The organism is Pseudomonas sp. No.21, assembly GCF_054558415.1.
Genome location: NZ_BAAJNO010000001.1, coordinates 570,309 through 585,191, shown reverse-complemented (window position 1 = coordinate 585,191; position 14,883 = coordinate 570,309). Strand labels below are relative to the sequence as shown.

At 68.2% G+C, this 14,883-nt stretch carries 14 protein-coding genes; 4 read left to right on the top strand and 10 right to left on the bottom strand.

The annotated features are described in order from the left end of the window. Window positions 1-300: 300 nt before the first annotated feature. Window positions 301-654 carry a winged helix-turn-helix transcriptional regulator gene (locus ACYJSS_RS02465; RefSeq protein WP_111263903.1) on the bottom strand — a complete coding sequence of 118 codons (354 nt, stop codon included), beginning with the start codon at window positions 652-654 and terminating at the stop codon, window positions 301-303. A gap of 307 nt (window positions 655-961) precedes the next feature. Continuing rightward, the gene (locus tag ACYJSS_RS02460; RefSeq protein WP_236206026.1) at window positions 962-1,846 is read right to left on the bottom strand and encodes a LysR family transcriptional regulator; all 885 of its coding nucleotides are present in this window, start codon (window positions 1,844-1,846) and stop codon (window positions 962-964) included. Window positions 1,847-1,946: 100 nt separating this feature from the next. Here ACYJSS_RS02460 and ACYJSS_RS02455 point away from each other — a divergent pair, with 100 nt between their 5' ends. Then, window positions 1,947-2,933 carry a cyclase family protein gene (locus tag ACYJSS_RS02455; RefSeq protein ID WP_236206027.1) on the top strand — a complete coding sequence of 329 codons (987 nt, stop codon included), beginning with the start codon at window positions 1,947-1,949 and terminating at the stop codon, window positions 2,931-2,933. 128 nt (window positions 2,934-3,061) lie between these two features. Beyond that, complete coding sequence (locus ACYJSS_RS02450) at window positions 3,062-3,907, top strand: EamA family transporter (protein ID WP_236206028.1); 846 nt, start codon at window positions 3,062-3,064, stop codon at window positions 3,905-3,907. Between the two features lie 4 nt (window positions 3,908-3,911). Here ACYJSS_RS02450 and ACYJSS_RS02445 read toward each other — a convergent pair whose 3' ends face one another. The 7 genes from ACYJSS_RS02445 to ACYJSS_RS02415 form a co-directional block, all read right to left on the bottom strand. Continuing rightward, window positions 3,912-4,568 carry a DUF2848 family protein gene (locus tag ACYJSS_RS02445; protein ID WP_111263899.1) on the bottom strand — a complete coding sequence of 219 codons (657 nt, stop codon included), beginning with the start codon at window positions 4,566-4,568 and terminating at the stop codon, window positions 3,912-3,914. A 249-nt stretch (window positions 4,569-4,817) separates the two neighbouring features. Continuing rightward, window positions 4,818-5,159 carry an I78 family peptidase inhibitor gene (locus tag ACYJSS_RS02440; protein WP_111263898.1) on the bottom strand — a complete coding sequence of 114 codons (342 nt, stop codon included), beginning with the start codon at window positions 5,157-5,159 and terminating at the stop codon, window positions 4,818-4,820. A 166-nt stretch (window positions 5,160-5,325) separates the two neighbouring features. Then, window positions 5,326-6,585 carry a type II toxin-antitoxin system HipA family toxin gene (locus ACYJSS_RS02435; protein ID WP_236206029.1) on the bottom strand — a complete coding sequence of 420 codons (1,260 nt, stop codon included), beginning with the start codon at window positions 6,583-6,585 and terminating at the stop codon, window positions 5,326-5,328. Then, window positions 6,578-6,895 carry a helix-turn-helix domain-containing protein gene (locus ACYJSS_RS02430; protein ID WP_111263896.1) on the bottom strand — a complete coding sequence of 106 codons (318 nt, stop codon included), beginning with the start codon at window positions 6,893-6,895 and terminating at the stop codon, window positions 6,578-6,580. Before ACYJSS_RS02430 ends, ACYJSS_RS02435 begins: the two co-directional genes overlap by 8 nt. Window positions 6,896-7,123: 228 nt before the next feature. Beyond that, entirely contained in the window at window positions 7,124-8,419 is a 1,296-nt protein-coding gene (locus tag ACYJSS_RS02425; protein WP_111263895.1) for an MFS transporter, read from the bottom strand. Window positions 8,420-8,463: 44 nt separating this feature from the next. Continuing rightward, window positions 8,464-9,798, bottom strand: a complete 1,335-nt coding sequence (locus ACYJSS_RS02420; RefSeq protein WP_236206030.1) for an amidase — start codon at window positions 9,796-9,798, stop codon at window positions 8,464-8,466. Further along, window positions 9,795-10,469, bottom strand: a complete 675-nt coding sequence (locus ACYJSS_RS02415; RefSeq protein ID WP_236206031.1) for a DUF2848 domain-containing protein — start codon at window positions 10,467-10,469, stop codon at window positions 9,795-9,797. The genes ACYJSS_RS02420 and ACYJSS_RS02415 overlap by 4 nt, the downstream gene beginning before the upstream one ends. 292 nt (window positions 10,470-10,761) lie before the next feature. Between ACYJSS_RS02415 and ACYJSS_RS02410 the strand changes: the two genes are divergently transcribed. After that, on the top strand, window positions 10,762-11,649 hold the full coding sequence (locus tag ACYJSS_RS02410) for a pseudouridine synthase (RefSeq protein WP_111263892.1): 888 nt from the start codon (window positions 10,762-10,764) through the stop codon (window positions 11,647-11,649). Between the two features lie 211 nt (window positions 11,650-11,860). Next, on the top strand, window positions 11,861-13,261 hold the full coding sequence (gene lpdA / locus ACYJSS_RS02405) for a dihydrolipoyl dehydrogenase (RefSeq protein ID WP_236206032.1): 1,401 nt from the start codon (window positions 11,861-11,863) through the stop codon (window positions 13,259-13,261). Window positions 13,262-13,476: 215 nt separating this feature from the next. Here the strand turns inward: lpdA and ACYJSS_RS02400 are convergent, their stop codons facing one another. Then, on the bottom strand, window positions 13,477-14,763 hold the full coding sequence (locus tag ACYJSS_RS02400; RefSeq protein WP_111263890.1) for a sigma-54-dependent transcriptional regulator: 1,287 nt from the start codon (window positions 14,761-14,763) through the stop codon (window positions 13,477-13,479). Between the last annotated feature and the right edge of the window lie 120 nt (window positions 14,764-14,883).

The window sequence follows — 14,883 nt, the reverse complement described above, 5'->3', positions numbered from 1 at the left end:
ACACACCATCCCTCTACACCGTCACCCCCGCGCACGCGGGGGCCCACTGAACAGCATCCCGCCCCCACCCTTAGTGGGAGCGAATTCATTCGCGATGGGAGCCGCCGGCGGTACCGTCGGTGCAGTCCTGCAACCTCGCCTGGTGGAGGTAAAAAGCGACCTCCACCCTACGCCCTGCATAGCCTCACTGAGTGATTGAAGCCCGCGTTTCCGGCAAGCGTGTCGGGTTGCACCCGACCTACGTCCGATGCCCAACCCCGACCGGCGCAGCTCCGTGGGGCGGGTGAAACCCGCGTGCCGCTACTCGTCCTCCATCACCCGGGGCGGCAGGCCGATCTGCCCGCCGTGGCGCCGGCCCCAGTCATCGAGGACCCTGAGCGCATCCACCAGGGAGGCGCCCAGGGGAGTGATGCGGTATTCGACGCGGGGCGGCACCTGCTGGTAGTCGCGGCGCAGCACCAGGCCTTCCAGCTCCAGCTCGCGCAATTGCAGCACCAGCATCTTTTCGCTGATGCCGCCTACCTGCCGGCGCAGTTCGCCGAAGCGGCGCGCCTCGTCGCCGAGGCTGTAGAGGATCTGTGCCTTCCACTTGCCGCCGATGACCTTCATGGCGGCATCCAGGCCCGGGTTGCCAGGTTTTTCGAAGCGGCTCATCAGCGGCGCCCCCTGCTGCCGGGGCCCAAGCGGGTTATCGAGGACATCGCCTGTCCCTCCGTAAGAGTTTTCTGAAATCGCGGCTATTGGGCAGCAACAGGCGAATGACCACCCTGACCTCAGTCAAATCGCACGCACAAAAACACCGGTACTCACCTTCAGGGTGGTGCCGGGCCGTTTTCAACGCTCGGTGCACAATGCCCGGCACACCCCCGCAGGGCGGGTGAAAGCCGCTTTCGGCGATCACGCCGCCGGGCTGCACCCCACCTGTATCCAGACGATCACCGCAGCGCGCCGTGAAACGCCCTCAGCCGGCCAGCCGCTGTGCCAGGAAGTCGACGAACACCCGCACCTTCTGCTGCAAATGGCGGTTGCTGGCGTACAGGGCGTAGATGCTGCGCCGGGCCAGTGGCTGTTGCGGGAGCACCCGTTGCAGTTGGCCGCTGGCGAGGTGCGGGTCGGCGATGAACGATGGCAGCGCGCCGATGCCGGCGCCGGCCAGCAGCAGGTCGCAGAGCATCAGGCTGTTGTCCACCGAGAGCCGGGTGCGCAGTTCCACCCCGCGCCCCTTGGGGCCGTCCAGGCGCCAGCCGCCGGGGTTGTCGGCCAGGCGGTAGGCGAGGCAATCGTGGCCGCACAGGTCCTCCACCTGCCGGGGCGTGCCCCGCGCCGCGAGGTAGCCGGGGGCGGCGCAGATCACCTGCTCCACCTCACCCAGGCGCCGGGCGATGAGGCTGGAGTCGGGCAGGCTGGAGCGGATGCGCAGTGACACGTCGAAGCCTTCGGAGACCGGGTCCAGCAGGTGGTCGTCCAGGGTCAACTCCACATTCAGGTGCGGGTACAGCGCCATGAACTCCACCAGCAGCGGCGACAGCACCTTGAGGCTGAACGACAGCGGTGCGTTGACCCGCAGGCGCCCGCTCACCTCGCCCGTGCCCAGGGCGGTGGCGTGTTCCAGGGCGTCCAGCTCGTCCAGCAGGCGGCAGCACTCGGCGAAGTAGGCGCGCCCGGTGTCGGTGAGGCTCATGCGCCGGGTGGTGCGCAGCAGCAACAGGCTGCCCAGGCGCGCCTCCAGTTGGCGCACCTGCTTGCTCACCGCAGCGGTGGACTGGCCCAGGTCGACGGCAGCCTTGCTGAAGCCCTCAAGTTCGACGACGCGGCGGAAGGTGCGCATGGCGACGAGCAGGTCCATATTTTCCCCCAGGTTGAATGTCTTTCAGCGGAGGCGGAGATTATCTCCTCAAGCCTGACAAATACCATCGCGGCATCCATCACCCACAAGGAATGCCGCCATGCACCTGCCACGCCCCCTTTCCCGCCTCGCCGCCCTGCCCCTGCTGCTGTCCCTGGCCCAGGGCGCCTTCGCCGCCGAGGAAGTCGGCAAGAGCCCCTGGGGGCCGAAGGACGAGATCGGCCGCCTCAACCTGATCACCCCCGAGTCCCGCGCCACCATCCTCGGCCGCCTCAGCGGTGGCAAGGCCTACGACCTGGCCGTGGAGTACTTCATCGGCATGCCCAGCTGGCAGGCGGCGGGCGACCCGCCCTACCAGATGTGGATGACCCATACGCCCCACGGCAACCTGCTGGCCGACCCGATGGGCGTCGGCGAGGCGATGAACCGCCACGTCAGCTACACCGGTTCGGCGGTGTCCATGTACGCCCACATGGGCACCCACATCGACGCGCTCAACCACTTCGGCCTCAACGGCAAGATCTGGAACGGCTACGCCGCCGCCGACCACCTGGGCGACCGCGGCTGGAACGTGACCGGCGCGGAGAAGCTGCCGCCCATCGTCGCCCGTGGCGTGCTGATCGACATCCCCGCCGCCAAGGGCGTGGAGCTGCTGCCGGACAGCTACCGCGTCACCCGCCTGGACCTGCAGCAGGCGCTGAACAAGCAGGGCGTGCGCCTGCAGAAGGGCGACGTGGTGCTGATCCGTACCGGACGCATGCGCGACTACGAGGACGCCCAGCGCTACATGACCAACCCGCCGGGCCTGAGCCTGGACGCGGCGAAGTTCCTCGTCGAGGACGGCGGCGCCATGGTGGTGGGGGCGGACAACCTCAGCTTCGAGACCTTCCCCACCGAGGTGCCGGAGAACTACATCCCCGTGCACACCTACCTGCTGGCCCAGCAGGGCACGCCGATCATGGAGCTGGTGGACCTGGAAGGCCTGTCGCGGGACAAGGTCTACGAATTCGCCTTCATCGGCGCCTCGCTGAAATTCCGCGGCGCCGACGCCGCGCCGATCCGCCCGGTGGCGCTGCCGATCGACTGAGGCGCTTCCCGGGCTACGGAGAAGGCACGCAGGTTTCACAGCTGGGCGCGGGCTGTGTCACTATCGCGCCTCCTTCGCGGCGCCCCTCGCCGGGCGCCGCACCTCCGTCGGTACAAGGAACGTCACGCTTGGACACCTCGGTATTTCTCGTGGTGATGGCAGCGGCCGCCCTCCACGCGGGCTGGAACGCCCTGCTGAAGATCGGCCTCGACCGCCTGCTCACCGCCACCCTGATCCAGGTGGCCGCCGGCCTGGTGGCGATGCTCGCCCTGCCCTTCGTGGCCTTCCCGGTCGCGGCCGCCTGGCCCTGGATCCTCCTCTCCGCCGTGCTGCACATCGGCTACAACAACTTCCTGTCCCGCGCCTACCAGTACGGCGACCTCGGCCAGGTCTACCCGGTCTCGCGGGGCAGCTCGCCGCTGATCGTGGCACTGCTCTCGGTGCTGTTCCTGCATGACGGGCTCGGCCACGCCGAGCTGCTGGGCCTGCTGACCCTGGTGATCGGCATCTGGCTGATGGCCTGGCGCGGCGGGCACGGCAGCGCCGGGCTGAACCGGCCGATGCTGTTCTGTTCGCTGATGACGGCGGCCTTCATCGCCGGCTACACCCTGTCCGACGCGGTCGGCGCACGCAGCAATGGCGACGCGCTGTCCTACGCTGCCTGGCTGTTCGCGGTGAATGGCTGGGTGATGGCGGGGGTGATCGCGGTGCAACGCGGGCCGCGCGTGTTCCTGCAGCTCGGTCCGTACTGGAAGAGCGGCCTGGCGGGTGGCGCCATGTCGCTGCTGGCCTACAGCATCGTCATCTGGGCCATGACCCAGGCGCCGGTGGCGCTGGTCTCGGCATTGCGCGAGACCAGCGTGGTATTCGCCCTGCTGATCGGCTGGCTGGCACTGAAGGAGCCGATGCCGGCGATCCGCCTGCTGGCCTGCCTGGTGATCGCCATCGGCGTGGTGGTGATGAAGCTCGGCTAGCCGGCTAGTCCAGCGCCTGCACCCGGTAGCTGTGGCTGAGACTGCGCCCGAGCACGGGGTCGTACAGCTCCACGCTGAAGTGTTCCCCGGGCTCGGGGTCGCCGATGAAGGGCAAGGTGCCGCAGAACATCGCGGTGCCGGCCGGCAGGCTGGCATCACCGGTGCGCAGGGCGATCAGCTCGCGCGGGTCCAGCAGCGTCGCGGCGAGCCCGGCCTGGTACAGCTCGTCACGCCCCTCGACATGGCGCCAGCAACGCAGGCGCAGCTGGTCCCAATGCCCCGCCACTTCATGGAAACGCCACAGCTCGCGGCCCACAGGCTTGAGGCAGAGCTGCCGCGAGACGGCGATGTCGTACCCCTCGACGCGACGGTCCGCGTGGTCGGAACCGATGCCGACGTAGAGCGCCGTGCCCGTGGAGAAGAGCACGCACTCGACCTCGGCCGAGGAGTCCCTGCCCGGCACCTGGAAGCCGTCGTCGGTGCACAACAGGTCGGCGGACAGTTCATAGAAGCAGGGCAACGTCTCCGGCGAGCGCGCGCCAAGGGTGCGTACCTGCGCGGCGACGCTGTCGGCATCGCGCCCCGTCCAGCCGGCGACCACCAGGCTGCGTACATCGAACGCGAGGGATTCCCCGCCGGCCACGGTGAAGTGCAGTGTCATGGCTAACTCCTGTCGAACTGATGCGAGTGTTCCCGCGCAGCGTCGCGCCGGAGCGACGGAAGACGTCCGGGCAGGCGGGAAGCGATGGAAGCCACGATGCTAGAGCGTACGAACGGAGGGGCACAGAGGAAGAATCCGCAACCCGTGAAGGACGGAACCACCACGTGTGTGGACAGAAACCCGGGTTGGCGAAAGGGATAAAGCGAGGCAGGAAACGGGCCCGCAGGCGCGGGCCCGGAGGGGGTCGGCTCAGCCGCAGCTGACGCCCTTGATCAGGTTGGCATCATCGGTGTCGATGTTCAGGCGGCGGGAGTTGTATTCCAGGGTCATCACGCTGCCCGGCTTGAGCACGCGCACGTCGCTGGCGCCGGCGGCCTTCTTCGCCTGTTCGACCAGCTCCGGGGTGGCGGCCTTGCCCACCAGCGAACGCACGGGGCCGGACGAGCAGCGGCCATCCTCGGAGGGCGCAGCGGCCGGCAGGCTCTCGCTGGCAGCGGCGGCGGGCTTCTCCGCCGGCGCGTCGGTGGAGCTGCAACCGGCCAGCAGAGCGCCCATGAGCGCCAGGCCGAAGGTGATGGAAGTGCGAGACATACTGCGATCCTCATAGTGAAAACGAAGCTGAAATCGGTGGCGGGGAAAGGCCCGGGCCGCGTGCATGGGACACGTGCAGCCGGCTCGCCGTTCCCGACGCAGGCGCGCATTGTAGCGTGGCGCCAGCCTCGTGCAGGCGTGGAACATCCGTGGTGCGGTTCGCGATTCAGGCGAGCCGCGCGATGTTGTCGTCGATGCGCGCCTGGATCGTGCGCAAGGTGTCACGGGTGATGCCGTGGGGGAACCGGTCCTCGGCGCAGGCACTGAAGCCACTGGCCACCTGGCGGATCCGCTCGATGATGTCAGCAGCGTCCCGGGCCGTGAGATCCGCCTCCTCCGCCGCGAGCTCGAGCAGGTGCTGCCGGGTGATGCGCAGCGCCTCTCCCATCACGTCCATCTGGTGGTAGCCACCCGGTCCTTCGCAGAAGGTCACGTCGTAGGCTGGGGCCAGCGTCCATTGGCCGGTGGCGGACATCAGGTAGGCGAAGTTCTTGGGGTGATCGTCACGGTTGTTGAACACCACGTTGAATACGATCCGTTCGAAGGCGATCGCTTTCTCCCGCACGTCATTGCAGCAGAACTGGGTCGCCCGCAGGAAATGGGTGTAATCCAGCGCACCGGCCGTGCGGAAGTCCGCGCCGGTGAAGGCGGCCAGGCTCTGCATGGGGACGCGCATGCCCCCCTGCCGGTCGAAGCGGCGGCTGGCGAAGGCAGCCCGCCCGTTCGGTAGCTCGAAGTGCTCGGTGTCCGGGGTTTCGATGGCGCATGCGCGCAGGCATTGCGCGTAGAGCGCTTCGACGGCGCACACCTCGGGGTGTTCCCAGGCCGCCGGGAACTTGATCAGCCAGGCGTCCAGGCCAGGCGCCGCCGCCGTGCTGAAGCGACCGCTCACAGGGTCGCGATAGAGCAATACCTTGGGCCGCGCTCCGTGCGGCGAGCCGCCCATGAGCATCAACTGCTGCAGGAACTCCCCGCCCTCGCCATCGAGCACCGCCTGGACTTCCGCCGCCAGTTGCTCGAGGGGAACCTCTTCGCAGGACAGGGGCGACTCCGCCGCCGGCTCGAACGACATCGCCCCCATGGCATGCGAGCCTATGTAGGTCAGGCGTTCCAGAGGGCCGACTTGCGCGGGGTTTAGCCCACGTCGCTTGAACAGGCGATCCATCAGCAATATGCCCCAACCGTCGGGCAGCGAGTCGTAGACCGGCCCAGGCAGCGACAGCTGATGATCGGGAAAATCCCTGCGCAGCCGTGGGCCTTTCAGGGGCAGGCGCAGGGACGACAGCTCCAGCCCCGACGCCAGCGCCTCTTCGCTGTACTCGAAGGCGATCAACGGACGCCCTGTGAGCGCGGTCGAGGAAACCAGCGAACCCCAGCGCCAATGCGCGCCCCAGCCGTCGTAGTAGACGTCGACCCGCCTAGACATCGCCGGCTTTCCTTTTCACCCGCCGGCGCTGGGCGCCCTGTTCATAGCGAAGGATGTCATCCAGGCTTTCCAGTTGCGGCATGAACAGCAACTCCAGCTCCTCGAGACGCCCCAGGACCATGGCCACGCGAACCACGCTGTCGAACGCGACGCTGCGCCCGGCCTCCAGATTCGACAAGGTGCCGACACCGATACCGGCTCGGGCGGCCACCTCGGCCTGGGTCATCCCCTGGATCAGGCGCTCCTGGCGCAAACGCGTGCAGAGCAGTTCGACCACTTCCGCCGGTTTGACCAGACCTAAATTCATCATATCGAGTGTTAAACCCAGTAATCGCCTTTAATACGCTGAATTATAGAGTTATATGAAAATTCGGAAAGCTCTATAACTTCATAAAAACACGTATTATTGAGTAATTGCGCCATTAATCTTCGAAATACTGAATTTATCGGCCAGAGCCTAGTGCATGCGGGACGAGCACAAGGTGCGACGGCCTGCCGCTCAGCCCCGGGTAACCACCTCGCCCTTCCATGCAAGGGCTTACCCGCGCCGCGCCTTGCGGACGAACACCACCACCAGCAACGCTGCCAGCAGCTCCAGGCCGGCGACCATGTAGAGCCCGCCGGCCAGTGCGCCGGTGCGGTCCTTCACCCAGCCGATGAGGTAGGGCGCGGCGAAACCGGCGAGGTTGCCGACCGAGTTGATCACCGCGATGCCGCCGGCCGCCGCCGTGCCGGTGAGGAACAGCGTGGGCAGCGACCAGAACACCGGGAAGGCAGCGAGGATGCCCACCGCCGCCAGGGTCAACGCCAGCATCGCCGCGACGCCGTGGCCCATGGATGCGGCGCAGGCCGCCAGACCGACCGCGGCCAGGGCGGCGGCACCGGCGCAGTGCAGGTGCCGCTCGCCGCTGCGGTCGGAATGGATGCCGTTGAGCACCATCGCCACCGTGCCCACGGCGAAGGGCAAGGCGGCCAGCAGGCCGATATCCAGGCTGCCCTGCACGCCCAGGTCGCGGATCAGCGTCGGCACCCAGAAGGCGATGGTGGCGTTGCCGCTCACCAGGCAGAAGTAGATGGCCGCGCACAGCCACACATGGGGGTTGCAGAAGGCGTCGCGCAAGCTTGAAGCCTTGCCTGGTGCGGCGGCGTCGGCGGCCACCTCGGCGCTCACCAGGGCGCGCTGCGCGGCGCTCAGCCAGCGCACGTCCGCCGGGCGCTCGGGCAGGTAGCGCAACACCAGCAGGCCGGCGAGCACCGAGGGCACGCCTTCGACGATGAACAGCCATTGCCAGCCGGCCAGCCCGCCGACATCGGCCATGCCCGTCATGATCAAGCCCGCCAGCGGCCCGCCTATCACCCCGGCCAGGGCGAAGCTGGTCATGAACAGGCCATTGACCCGGGCTCGCCGCGCGGTGGGGAACCAGTAGGTGAGGTAGAGCACCACGCCAGGGAAGAAGCCCGCCTCGAACACCCCGAGCAGAAAGCGCAGCACATAGAACTGCATCGGCGTGGTCACCAGGAACATGGCGGTGGAGATCAGCCCCCAGCAAAGGGTGATGCGCGCCAGGGTGCGCCGCGCGCCGATGCGTTCCAGCAGCAGGTTGCTCGGCACCTCGAAGAGGAAATAGCCGATGAAGAAGATGCCTGCGCCCAGGCCGTAGACGGCTTCACTGAAGCCCAGGTCGTCGAGCATGTGCAGCTTGGCGAAGCCGACGTTGACCCGGTCCAGCCAGGCGAGGATGAACAGCGCCACCAGGAAGGGCACCAGGCGCCAGGTGATGCTGCGGTAGGCCCGCTCGCGCAGGAGTGAACGGGCCGGATCGGAAATGGACATGCGATCGCTCCCGGGGCGGCCAGGCCGCCCGCAGAGGTGAAGGGTCAGCCCAGGCAGCGCTCCACCGCAGCCCCCAGTTGCAGGATGTTGGCGTCCTGCCCGCCGAGCCCGCACAGGCTCAGGGCGATGCCGGGGCGTTCCGGCAATGGGATGGACAACGCACAGCCGTCGAGGAAGTTGATGACGGCGGGGTTGGCCAGCACCCGCGCGTTGATGCGCTGGAAGGCGTCGTCATCGGTGATCTCCGCCAGGCGCGGCGGCGCGATGGAAACCGTGGGCATCAGCCAGGCATCCGCCCCCAGCAGCACCTCCGCCGCGCGGGCCTTCAGCTCGGCGCGCTCCAGCAGCAGCTCCAGGTAGTCGCAGGCGCTCTGCCGGCTGCCCCGCTCGATGCGCATGGCCACCAGCGGGTCGTAGCGCTCGCTTTCGGCCAGCAGGCGCTTGCGGTGCCAGTACCAGGATTCGGCAGCCGCGAAACCGCCGCCCGCGTTGATCTCGGGGAGGCGCTGCAGCTCGGGGAAGCGGAACTCGACGATCTCGGCGCCCTGCTCCGCCAGGCGCGCCAGGGCCCAGTCGAAGGCCTGCGCCACCTCCGGTGCGAGGTCTTCCAATACATGGTCGGGGGTGACGAAGAAGCGCTGCCCCTGCAGCGGCAGGCCGGCATCGCGCCAGGGCTGGGCGCCGGTCAGCAATGCGTCCACCTGGGCGCAACAGGCCACCGTGGGCGCCAGCGGCCCGACGGAATCCAGGCTTTGCGACAGGGGCACCATGCCCCCGCAGGGCACCCGCCACGCCGTGGGCTTGAAGCCGGTAATGCCGCAGAAGGCCGCCGGGATGCGCACCGAGCCGCCGGTATCGGTACCCAGCGCCACCACCGACATGCCCAGCGCCACGCTGACGGCGGCCCCGGAGCTGGAGCCACCGGCGATGCGCCCCTCCCCCAGCGGCGACAGCGGCGTGCCGAAGTGCGGGTTGAGGCCAAGGCCGGAATAGGCGAATTCGGTCATGTTGGTGCGCCCCACGAATACCGCGCCGCCCTCCCGCAGGCTGGCCACTACCGGCGCATCGGCCTGCGCGGCGGGCTCGCCCTCCAGCACCCGCGAACCGGCGCGGGTGACCTGCCCGGCAACGTCGAACAGGTCCTTGAGCGACAGCGGCAGGCCGTCCAGGGGCGAGAGGCGCCGCCCCAGGGACAGGCGATGGTCAGCAGCCTCGGCGGCGGCGCGGGCGCCCTCCTCGTCCAGCTCGATGAAGGCGTGGCCGCCGGATGCGAAGTGCCGCTGGGCACGTTCCAGCATGGTTTCGGTCAGCTCGCGGCTGCTGATGCGGCCATTGGCGAGGCGCGCGGACCACTCCGCCAGGGTGACGAGGGTGCTCATGCCTCCACCTCCAGCACCTGCACGCGGTAGCTGTGGCTCAGGGTGCGCTCCAGCACCGGGTCGTGCAGCTCGACGGTGTAGGCCTCGGCGGGGGCGATCGGCTGCAGCGCCGCCAGGGTGCCGCAGAACATCACGCCGCCCTGGGGCATGGACATGGCGCCATGGCGCCGTTCGATCAGATCCAGCGGGTCGAGCATGCTGCCGGCCTCGCCCTCCTGGTACAGCTCGCGGCGCCCCTCGCGCTCGCGCCAGCAGCGCAGCACCAGGCTGTCCCAGTGCCCGGCCACTTCATCGAAGGGCCACAACTGGCGGCTCACAGGTTTGGCGCAGAGCTGCTTGGACAGGGTGATGTCCAGCGCCTCCACCTGGCGCTCGGTGTGGTCGGAACCGATGCCGACGTAGAGCCCGTCCCAACCGGCGATCAGCACGCACTCCACCTCACCGGTGGAGTGCTCGCGCGGCACCTGGATGACCTCGTCCGAGGTCAGCAGCGAGGCCGCCACCTGGTAGAAGCACGGCACCTGGGCCGGCGGAGAGATGCCCAGCACCTGCAGCTCGGCGATATGACGCCCGACGGCCTCGTGGTCGCGTCCGGTCCAGCCGGCGATCACCAGTTCCCGGGGTTCGAAGGCCAGGCGACGCTCGCCCGCGATGATGAAATCCAGTGCCATGGTCAGTCTCCTTGCTTGCGTTGATCGTCCCACCGGCCCCGCCTCGGACACCCGTTGCAACAGCGGGGACGAGCGCGCGCCACCGAAAAGCGTGGGGTGCCTTGGGCGATGCCCGTGCGACGAAGTAGCCGTGATCCTAGGCTCAAGCCCGATGGGCTCGACAGGTGAAGGGGTCCGCTTGCCCTGCCGGATGACGCCACGCCGGGCGAAGGGAAACGGGCATGCCGGGGTTTGACCGCCCGCGCCCGCTGCGGCCTAATGCGCGCCCCGCCAGGCTTGACCGGAGATGGCCATGAGCACCGAACCCAATGTGCGCCCAAGCACGCTGCACCTGCCCCAGGGCCCCTGGGCGACGGTGCTCGACTGCCTCTGCGCGCATTTCCCGGCCATCGACCGTGCCACCTGGCTCGACCGCATGGCGCGTGGGCGGGTGACCGATGGCGAGGGCCACCCGGTGGATGCGCTGCGCCCCTATCAGGTGGGCTTGTGCGTGCGCTACTACCGCGAGGTGGCGCAGGAGCGCGAGATCCCCTTCGAGGAGCACGTGCTCTACCAGGACGAGCGCCTGGTGGTGGTCGACAAGCCGCACTTCCTGCCGGTGATGCCCGCTGGCGAGTACGTCGAGCAGACCCTGCAGGCGCGTCTCACGCGGCGCCTGGGCATCCCCGGCCTGGTGCCGCTGCACCGCATCGACCGGCACACCGCCGGCCTGGTGCTGTTCTCCCGCGAGCCGGCCACCCGTGGCGCCTACCAGGCGCTGTTCCGTGAGCGCCGCGTGCACAAGCGCTACGAAGCGGTGGCCGCGCCCCTGCCGCAACTGGAATTCCCCCTCACCCTGCGCACGCGCCTGGAGCCGGGTGAGCCCTTCTTCCGCATGCAACAGGTGGACGGCGAGCCCAACACCGAAACCCGCCTGGAAGTGATCGAGCGCGGCCCGCAACTGTGGCGCTACGCCCTGCACCCCGTGACCGGTCGCAAGCACCAGCTGCGCGTGCACATGGCCGCCCTCGGCGCCGGCATCCTCAACGATGGCTTCTACCCCGACCTGCACGACACCCAGGCCCCCGACGACCATGGCCGCCCCCTGCAACTGCTGGCCCGCGAACTGGCCTTCATCGACCCGGTCAGCGGTGCAGAGCTGCGCTTTGAAAGCCAACTGCGCCTGATGGATATCGCTTAATCCCGCTGGCTCCGCTGTGTTGGGCTTCGCGCCTCAGCCCAACCTACCGGGCCGTGCCAGCCCTTGTCCCCCCTGACCAGCACGATCTTTTCTTGACCGTTCATTCAGGCGCGAGGATATTACGCCCGTCATCCAAAGCCGATGGACGCGCCGTGAAGCTCCACTACGCTTGCTGGGTCGATAGCCATCAATCGAGACAGAAGGAAATTTCATGAGCCAATACGACGTGGTTGTCATCGGCGGTGGCCCGGGCGGCTACAACGCCGCCATCCGGGCCGGCCAACTGGGCCTCAAGGTGGCCTGCGTGGAGGGACGCGAGACCCTGGGCGGTACCTGCCTGAACGTCGGTTGCATGCCGTCCAAGGCGCTGCTGCACGCCTCCGAGCTCTACGAGGCCGCTACCGGCAAGGAGTTCGAACTGCTCGGCATCGAGGTCAAGCCCACGCTCAACCTCGGGCAGATGATGAAGCAGAAGGCCGACAGCGTGAGCGCGCTGACCAAGGGCATCGAATTCCTCTTCCGCAAGCACAAGGCCGAGTGGATCAAGGGCTGGGGCCGTATCGACGGCCCGGGGCGCGTCGTGGTCAAGGGCGCCGATGGCAAGGAACAGGTGCTGGAAACCCGGCACATCGTCATCGCCACCGGCTCCGAACCCACCCCGCTGCCGGGCGTGGAGATCGACAACAAGCGCATCCTCGACTCCACCGGTGCCCTGTCCCTGCCCGAGGTGCCCAAGCACCTGGTGGTGATCGGTGCCGGCGTGATCGGCCTGGAGCTGGGCTCCGTCTGGCGCCGCCTGGGCGCCGAGGTCACGGTGGTGGAATACCTCGACCGCATCTGCCCCGGCCTGGACGTGGAAACCGGCAAGACCCTGCAACGCGCCCTGGCCAAGCAAGGCATGAAGTTCAAGCTCGCCTCCAAGGTCACCCGTGCCAAGAGCGGCAAGAGCGGCGTCGAACTCAGCGTCGAGCCGGCCGCCGGTGGCGAGGCCGAAAGCCTCCAGGCCGACTACGTGCTGGTGGCCATCGGTCGCCGCCCCTACACCCAGGGCCTGGGCCTGGAGACGGTGGGCCTGAGCGTCGACAAGCGCGGCATGCTGGCCAACGAGAAGCACCAGAGCACCACGCCCAACGTCTGGGTCATTGGCGATGTCACCTCCGGCCCGATGCTCGCGCACAAGGCCGAGGACGAAGCCATCGTCTGCATCGAGCGCATCGCCGGGCACAAGGCCGAGGTGAACTACGAGGTGATCCCCAACGTCATCTACACCCGCCCGGAAGTGGCCACCGTGGGCAAGACCGAGGAGCAGCTGAAGGCCGATGGCCGCGCCTACAAGGTGGGCAAGTTCCCCTTCACCGCCAACAGCCGCGCCAAGATCAACCACGAGACCGAAGGCTTCGTGAAGGTGCTGGCGGACGAACGCACGGACGAAGTGCTGGGCGTGCACCTGGTCGGGCCCAGCGTCAGCGAGATGATCGGCGAGTACTGCGTGGCGATGGAGTTCTCCGCCTCCAGCGAAGACATCGCACTGATCTGCCACCCCCACCCGACGCGATCCGAGGCGCTGCGCCAGGCCGCCATGGATGTCGGCGGCTGGGCGATGCAGAGCTGACGGTGTGATGCCCATGAAAAAGGCGCCTGTCCGGCGCCTTTTTCGTTTGCTTGAGACGTGGCCATGAGTCATTGGCTCCTCAGAGCCCGGCAGGACGAACTCGTGCCGTAGGGTGTGCCATGCGCACCTCCGCACGGTGCCTCCGGCAGACTCCCAGGTGCGCGCAGCACACCCTACAAGAGCATATCGGCGCGCGGGCTCGGCTCCCTGGCTGCTTATAGAAGCTGATGCTTGTGCAGCAGCCGGTAGAAGGTCGGCCGCGAGATGCCCAGCACCCGTGCCGCCAGGCTGAGATTGTTGCCGTAGCGTGCCAGCGCATCGCACAGCGCCTGGTATTCCGCGCGGCGCTTGTAGTCGTCCAGGGTGCCGATCAGCACGCTGTCCATCGGCACGCTGTGCAGGCCCAGGTCCGCCGCCTCGATCTGCTCCCCTTCCGCCAGCGCATAGCCGCGCCGCACCCGGCTGGCCAGCTCGCGCACGTTGCCCGGCCAGTGGTGGCGGACCAGCGCGGTCAGCGCCTCCTCGCTGAACTGCCGCGGCTTGTGCCCGGACTCCAGGCTGTAGAGATCGGCGAAGTAGTTGGCCAGCAGCGCAATGTCGCCCTGGCGGCGGCGCAGCGGCGTCAGGCGCACCTGATGCGGCGCCAGCAACTGGTAGAGCTCCGGGAGGAAGCGCCCCTGCTCGGCCATCAGCTCGATGTCGCGGTCCGAGGCCACCAGCAGGCGCACATCCAGGGCGCGCGCCGGGCCCTGGGGCTGCGGCAGCTTGCGGGTACGCAGGCAGTGCATCAGGGTGCGCTGCACCTCCAGCGGCAGCTCGCTCACCGCATCGAGAAACAGGCTGCCGCCATTCGCCGCCTGCAGGCGCCCCGCCGGGCCGAACAGCGCGGCGTTGCAGCCGGCCTCGTCCAGCACCCCGCAGTTGAAGGCCACGAAGGGCCCGCCCACACGGCGTGAATAGCGGTGCAGCGTGCGCGCCACCAGCTCCTTGCCGGTGCCGCTCTCGCCGAGGATCAGCACCGGCCGGTCCAGCGGCCCGAACTTCGCCAGCTGCTTGCGCAGGTCACGCAGTGGCCGGCTCTGCCCCAGCAGCTCGTGGTCGGCGCCCTGGCGGCTGCCGAGGCCGCGCAGCCGGGCGATGCCGAAGGCCCGGCCGAGCAGCCCCTGCAGGCGCGCGGAGTCCACCGGGACTTCCACCGTGTCGAAGAACCATTCGCCGGCGAAATCCTCGACCCGTTCCTGGGGCGCGATATCCCGCCCCAGCAGGCCGATCCACTCCGTGCCGCTGCTGCTGATGAGCGTCTTGATGCGTTCGGGGTTGTCCAGGTGCTCATGCCGCAAGCACAAGAGGCCAACGTCATAGCCGCCCGCCTGCGCCTGCTGCGACTCGCGACTCTCCACCGTCCAGCCGCTGGCCTGAAGGCGCGGCAGCAGCTGTCGGCACTCCTCACAAGGGTCGATCATCAGCACGCGGCGAGCAGTCGGGGTGATGGTGTCCAACATGTCCCATCCTTGGCGCCAATTTTTTGATTAATGCAATAAAAACAATGGTTTGGCGCTTCTAACTGTAACGCTAGCAATATCTTTGACGGGCTATGGAACCATTTCTTATAGGCATCATCG

Coding starts and splice junctions, on each gene's coding strand:
- ACYJSS_RS02465 (WP_111263903.1), bottom strand. CDS start 654: ATGAGCCGCTTCGAAAAACCTGGCAACCCGGGCCTGGATGCCGCCATG.
- ACYJSS_RS02460 (WP_236206026.1), bottom strand. CDS start 1,846: ATGGACCTGCTCGTCGCCATGCGCACCTTCCGCCGCGTCGTCGAACTT.
- ACYJSS_RS02455 (WP_236206027.1), top strand. CDS start 1,947: ATGCACCTGCCACGCCCCCTTTCCCGCCTCGCCGCCCTGCCCCTGCTG.
- ACYJSS_RS02445 (WP_111263899.1), bottom strand. CDS start 4,568: ATGACACTGCACTTCACCGTGGCCGGCGGGGAATCCCTCGCGTTCGAT.
- ACYJSS_RS02440 (WP_111263898.1), bottom strand. CDS start 5,159: ATGTCTCGCACTTCCATCACCTTCGGCCTGGCGCTCATGGGCGCTCTG.
- ACYJSS_RS02435 (WP_236206029.1), bottom strand. CDS start 6,585: ATGTCTAGGCGGGTCGACGTCTACTACGACGGCTGGGGCGCGCATTGG.
- ACYJSS_RS02430 (WP_111263896.1), bottom strand. CDS start 6,895: ATGATGAATTTAGGTCTGGTCAAACCGGCGGAAGTGGTCGAACTGCTC.
- ACYJSS_RS02425 (WP_111263895.1), bottom strand. CDS start 8,419: ATGTCCATTTCCGATCCGGCCCGTTCACTCCTGCGCGAGCGGGCCTAC.
- ACYJSS_RS02420 (WP_236206030.1), bottom strand. CDS start 9,798: ATGAGCACCCTCGTCACCCTGGCGGAGTGGTCCGCGCGCCTCGCCAAT.
- ACYJSS_RS02415 (WP_236206031.1), bottom strand. CDS start 10,469: ATGGCACTGGATTTCATCATCGCGGGCGAGCGTCGCCTGGCCTTCGAA.
- ACYJSS_RS02410 (WP_111263892.1), top strand. CDS start 10,762: ATGAGCACCGAACCCAATGTGCGCCCAAGCACGCTGCACCTGCCCCAG.
- lpdA (WP_236206032.1), top strand. CDS start 11,861: ATGAGCCAATACGACGTGGTTGTCATCGGCGGTGGCCCGGGCGGCTAC.
- ACYJSS_RS02400 (WP_111263890.1), bottom strand. CDS start 14,763: ATGTTGGACACCATCACCCCGACTGCTCGCCGCGTGCTGATGATCGAC.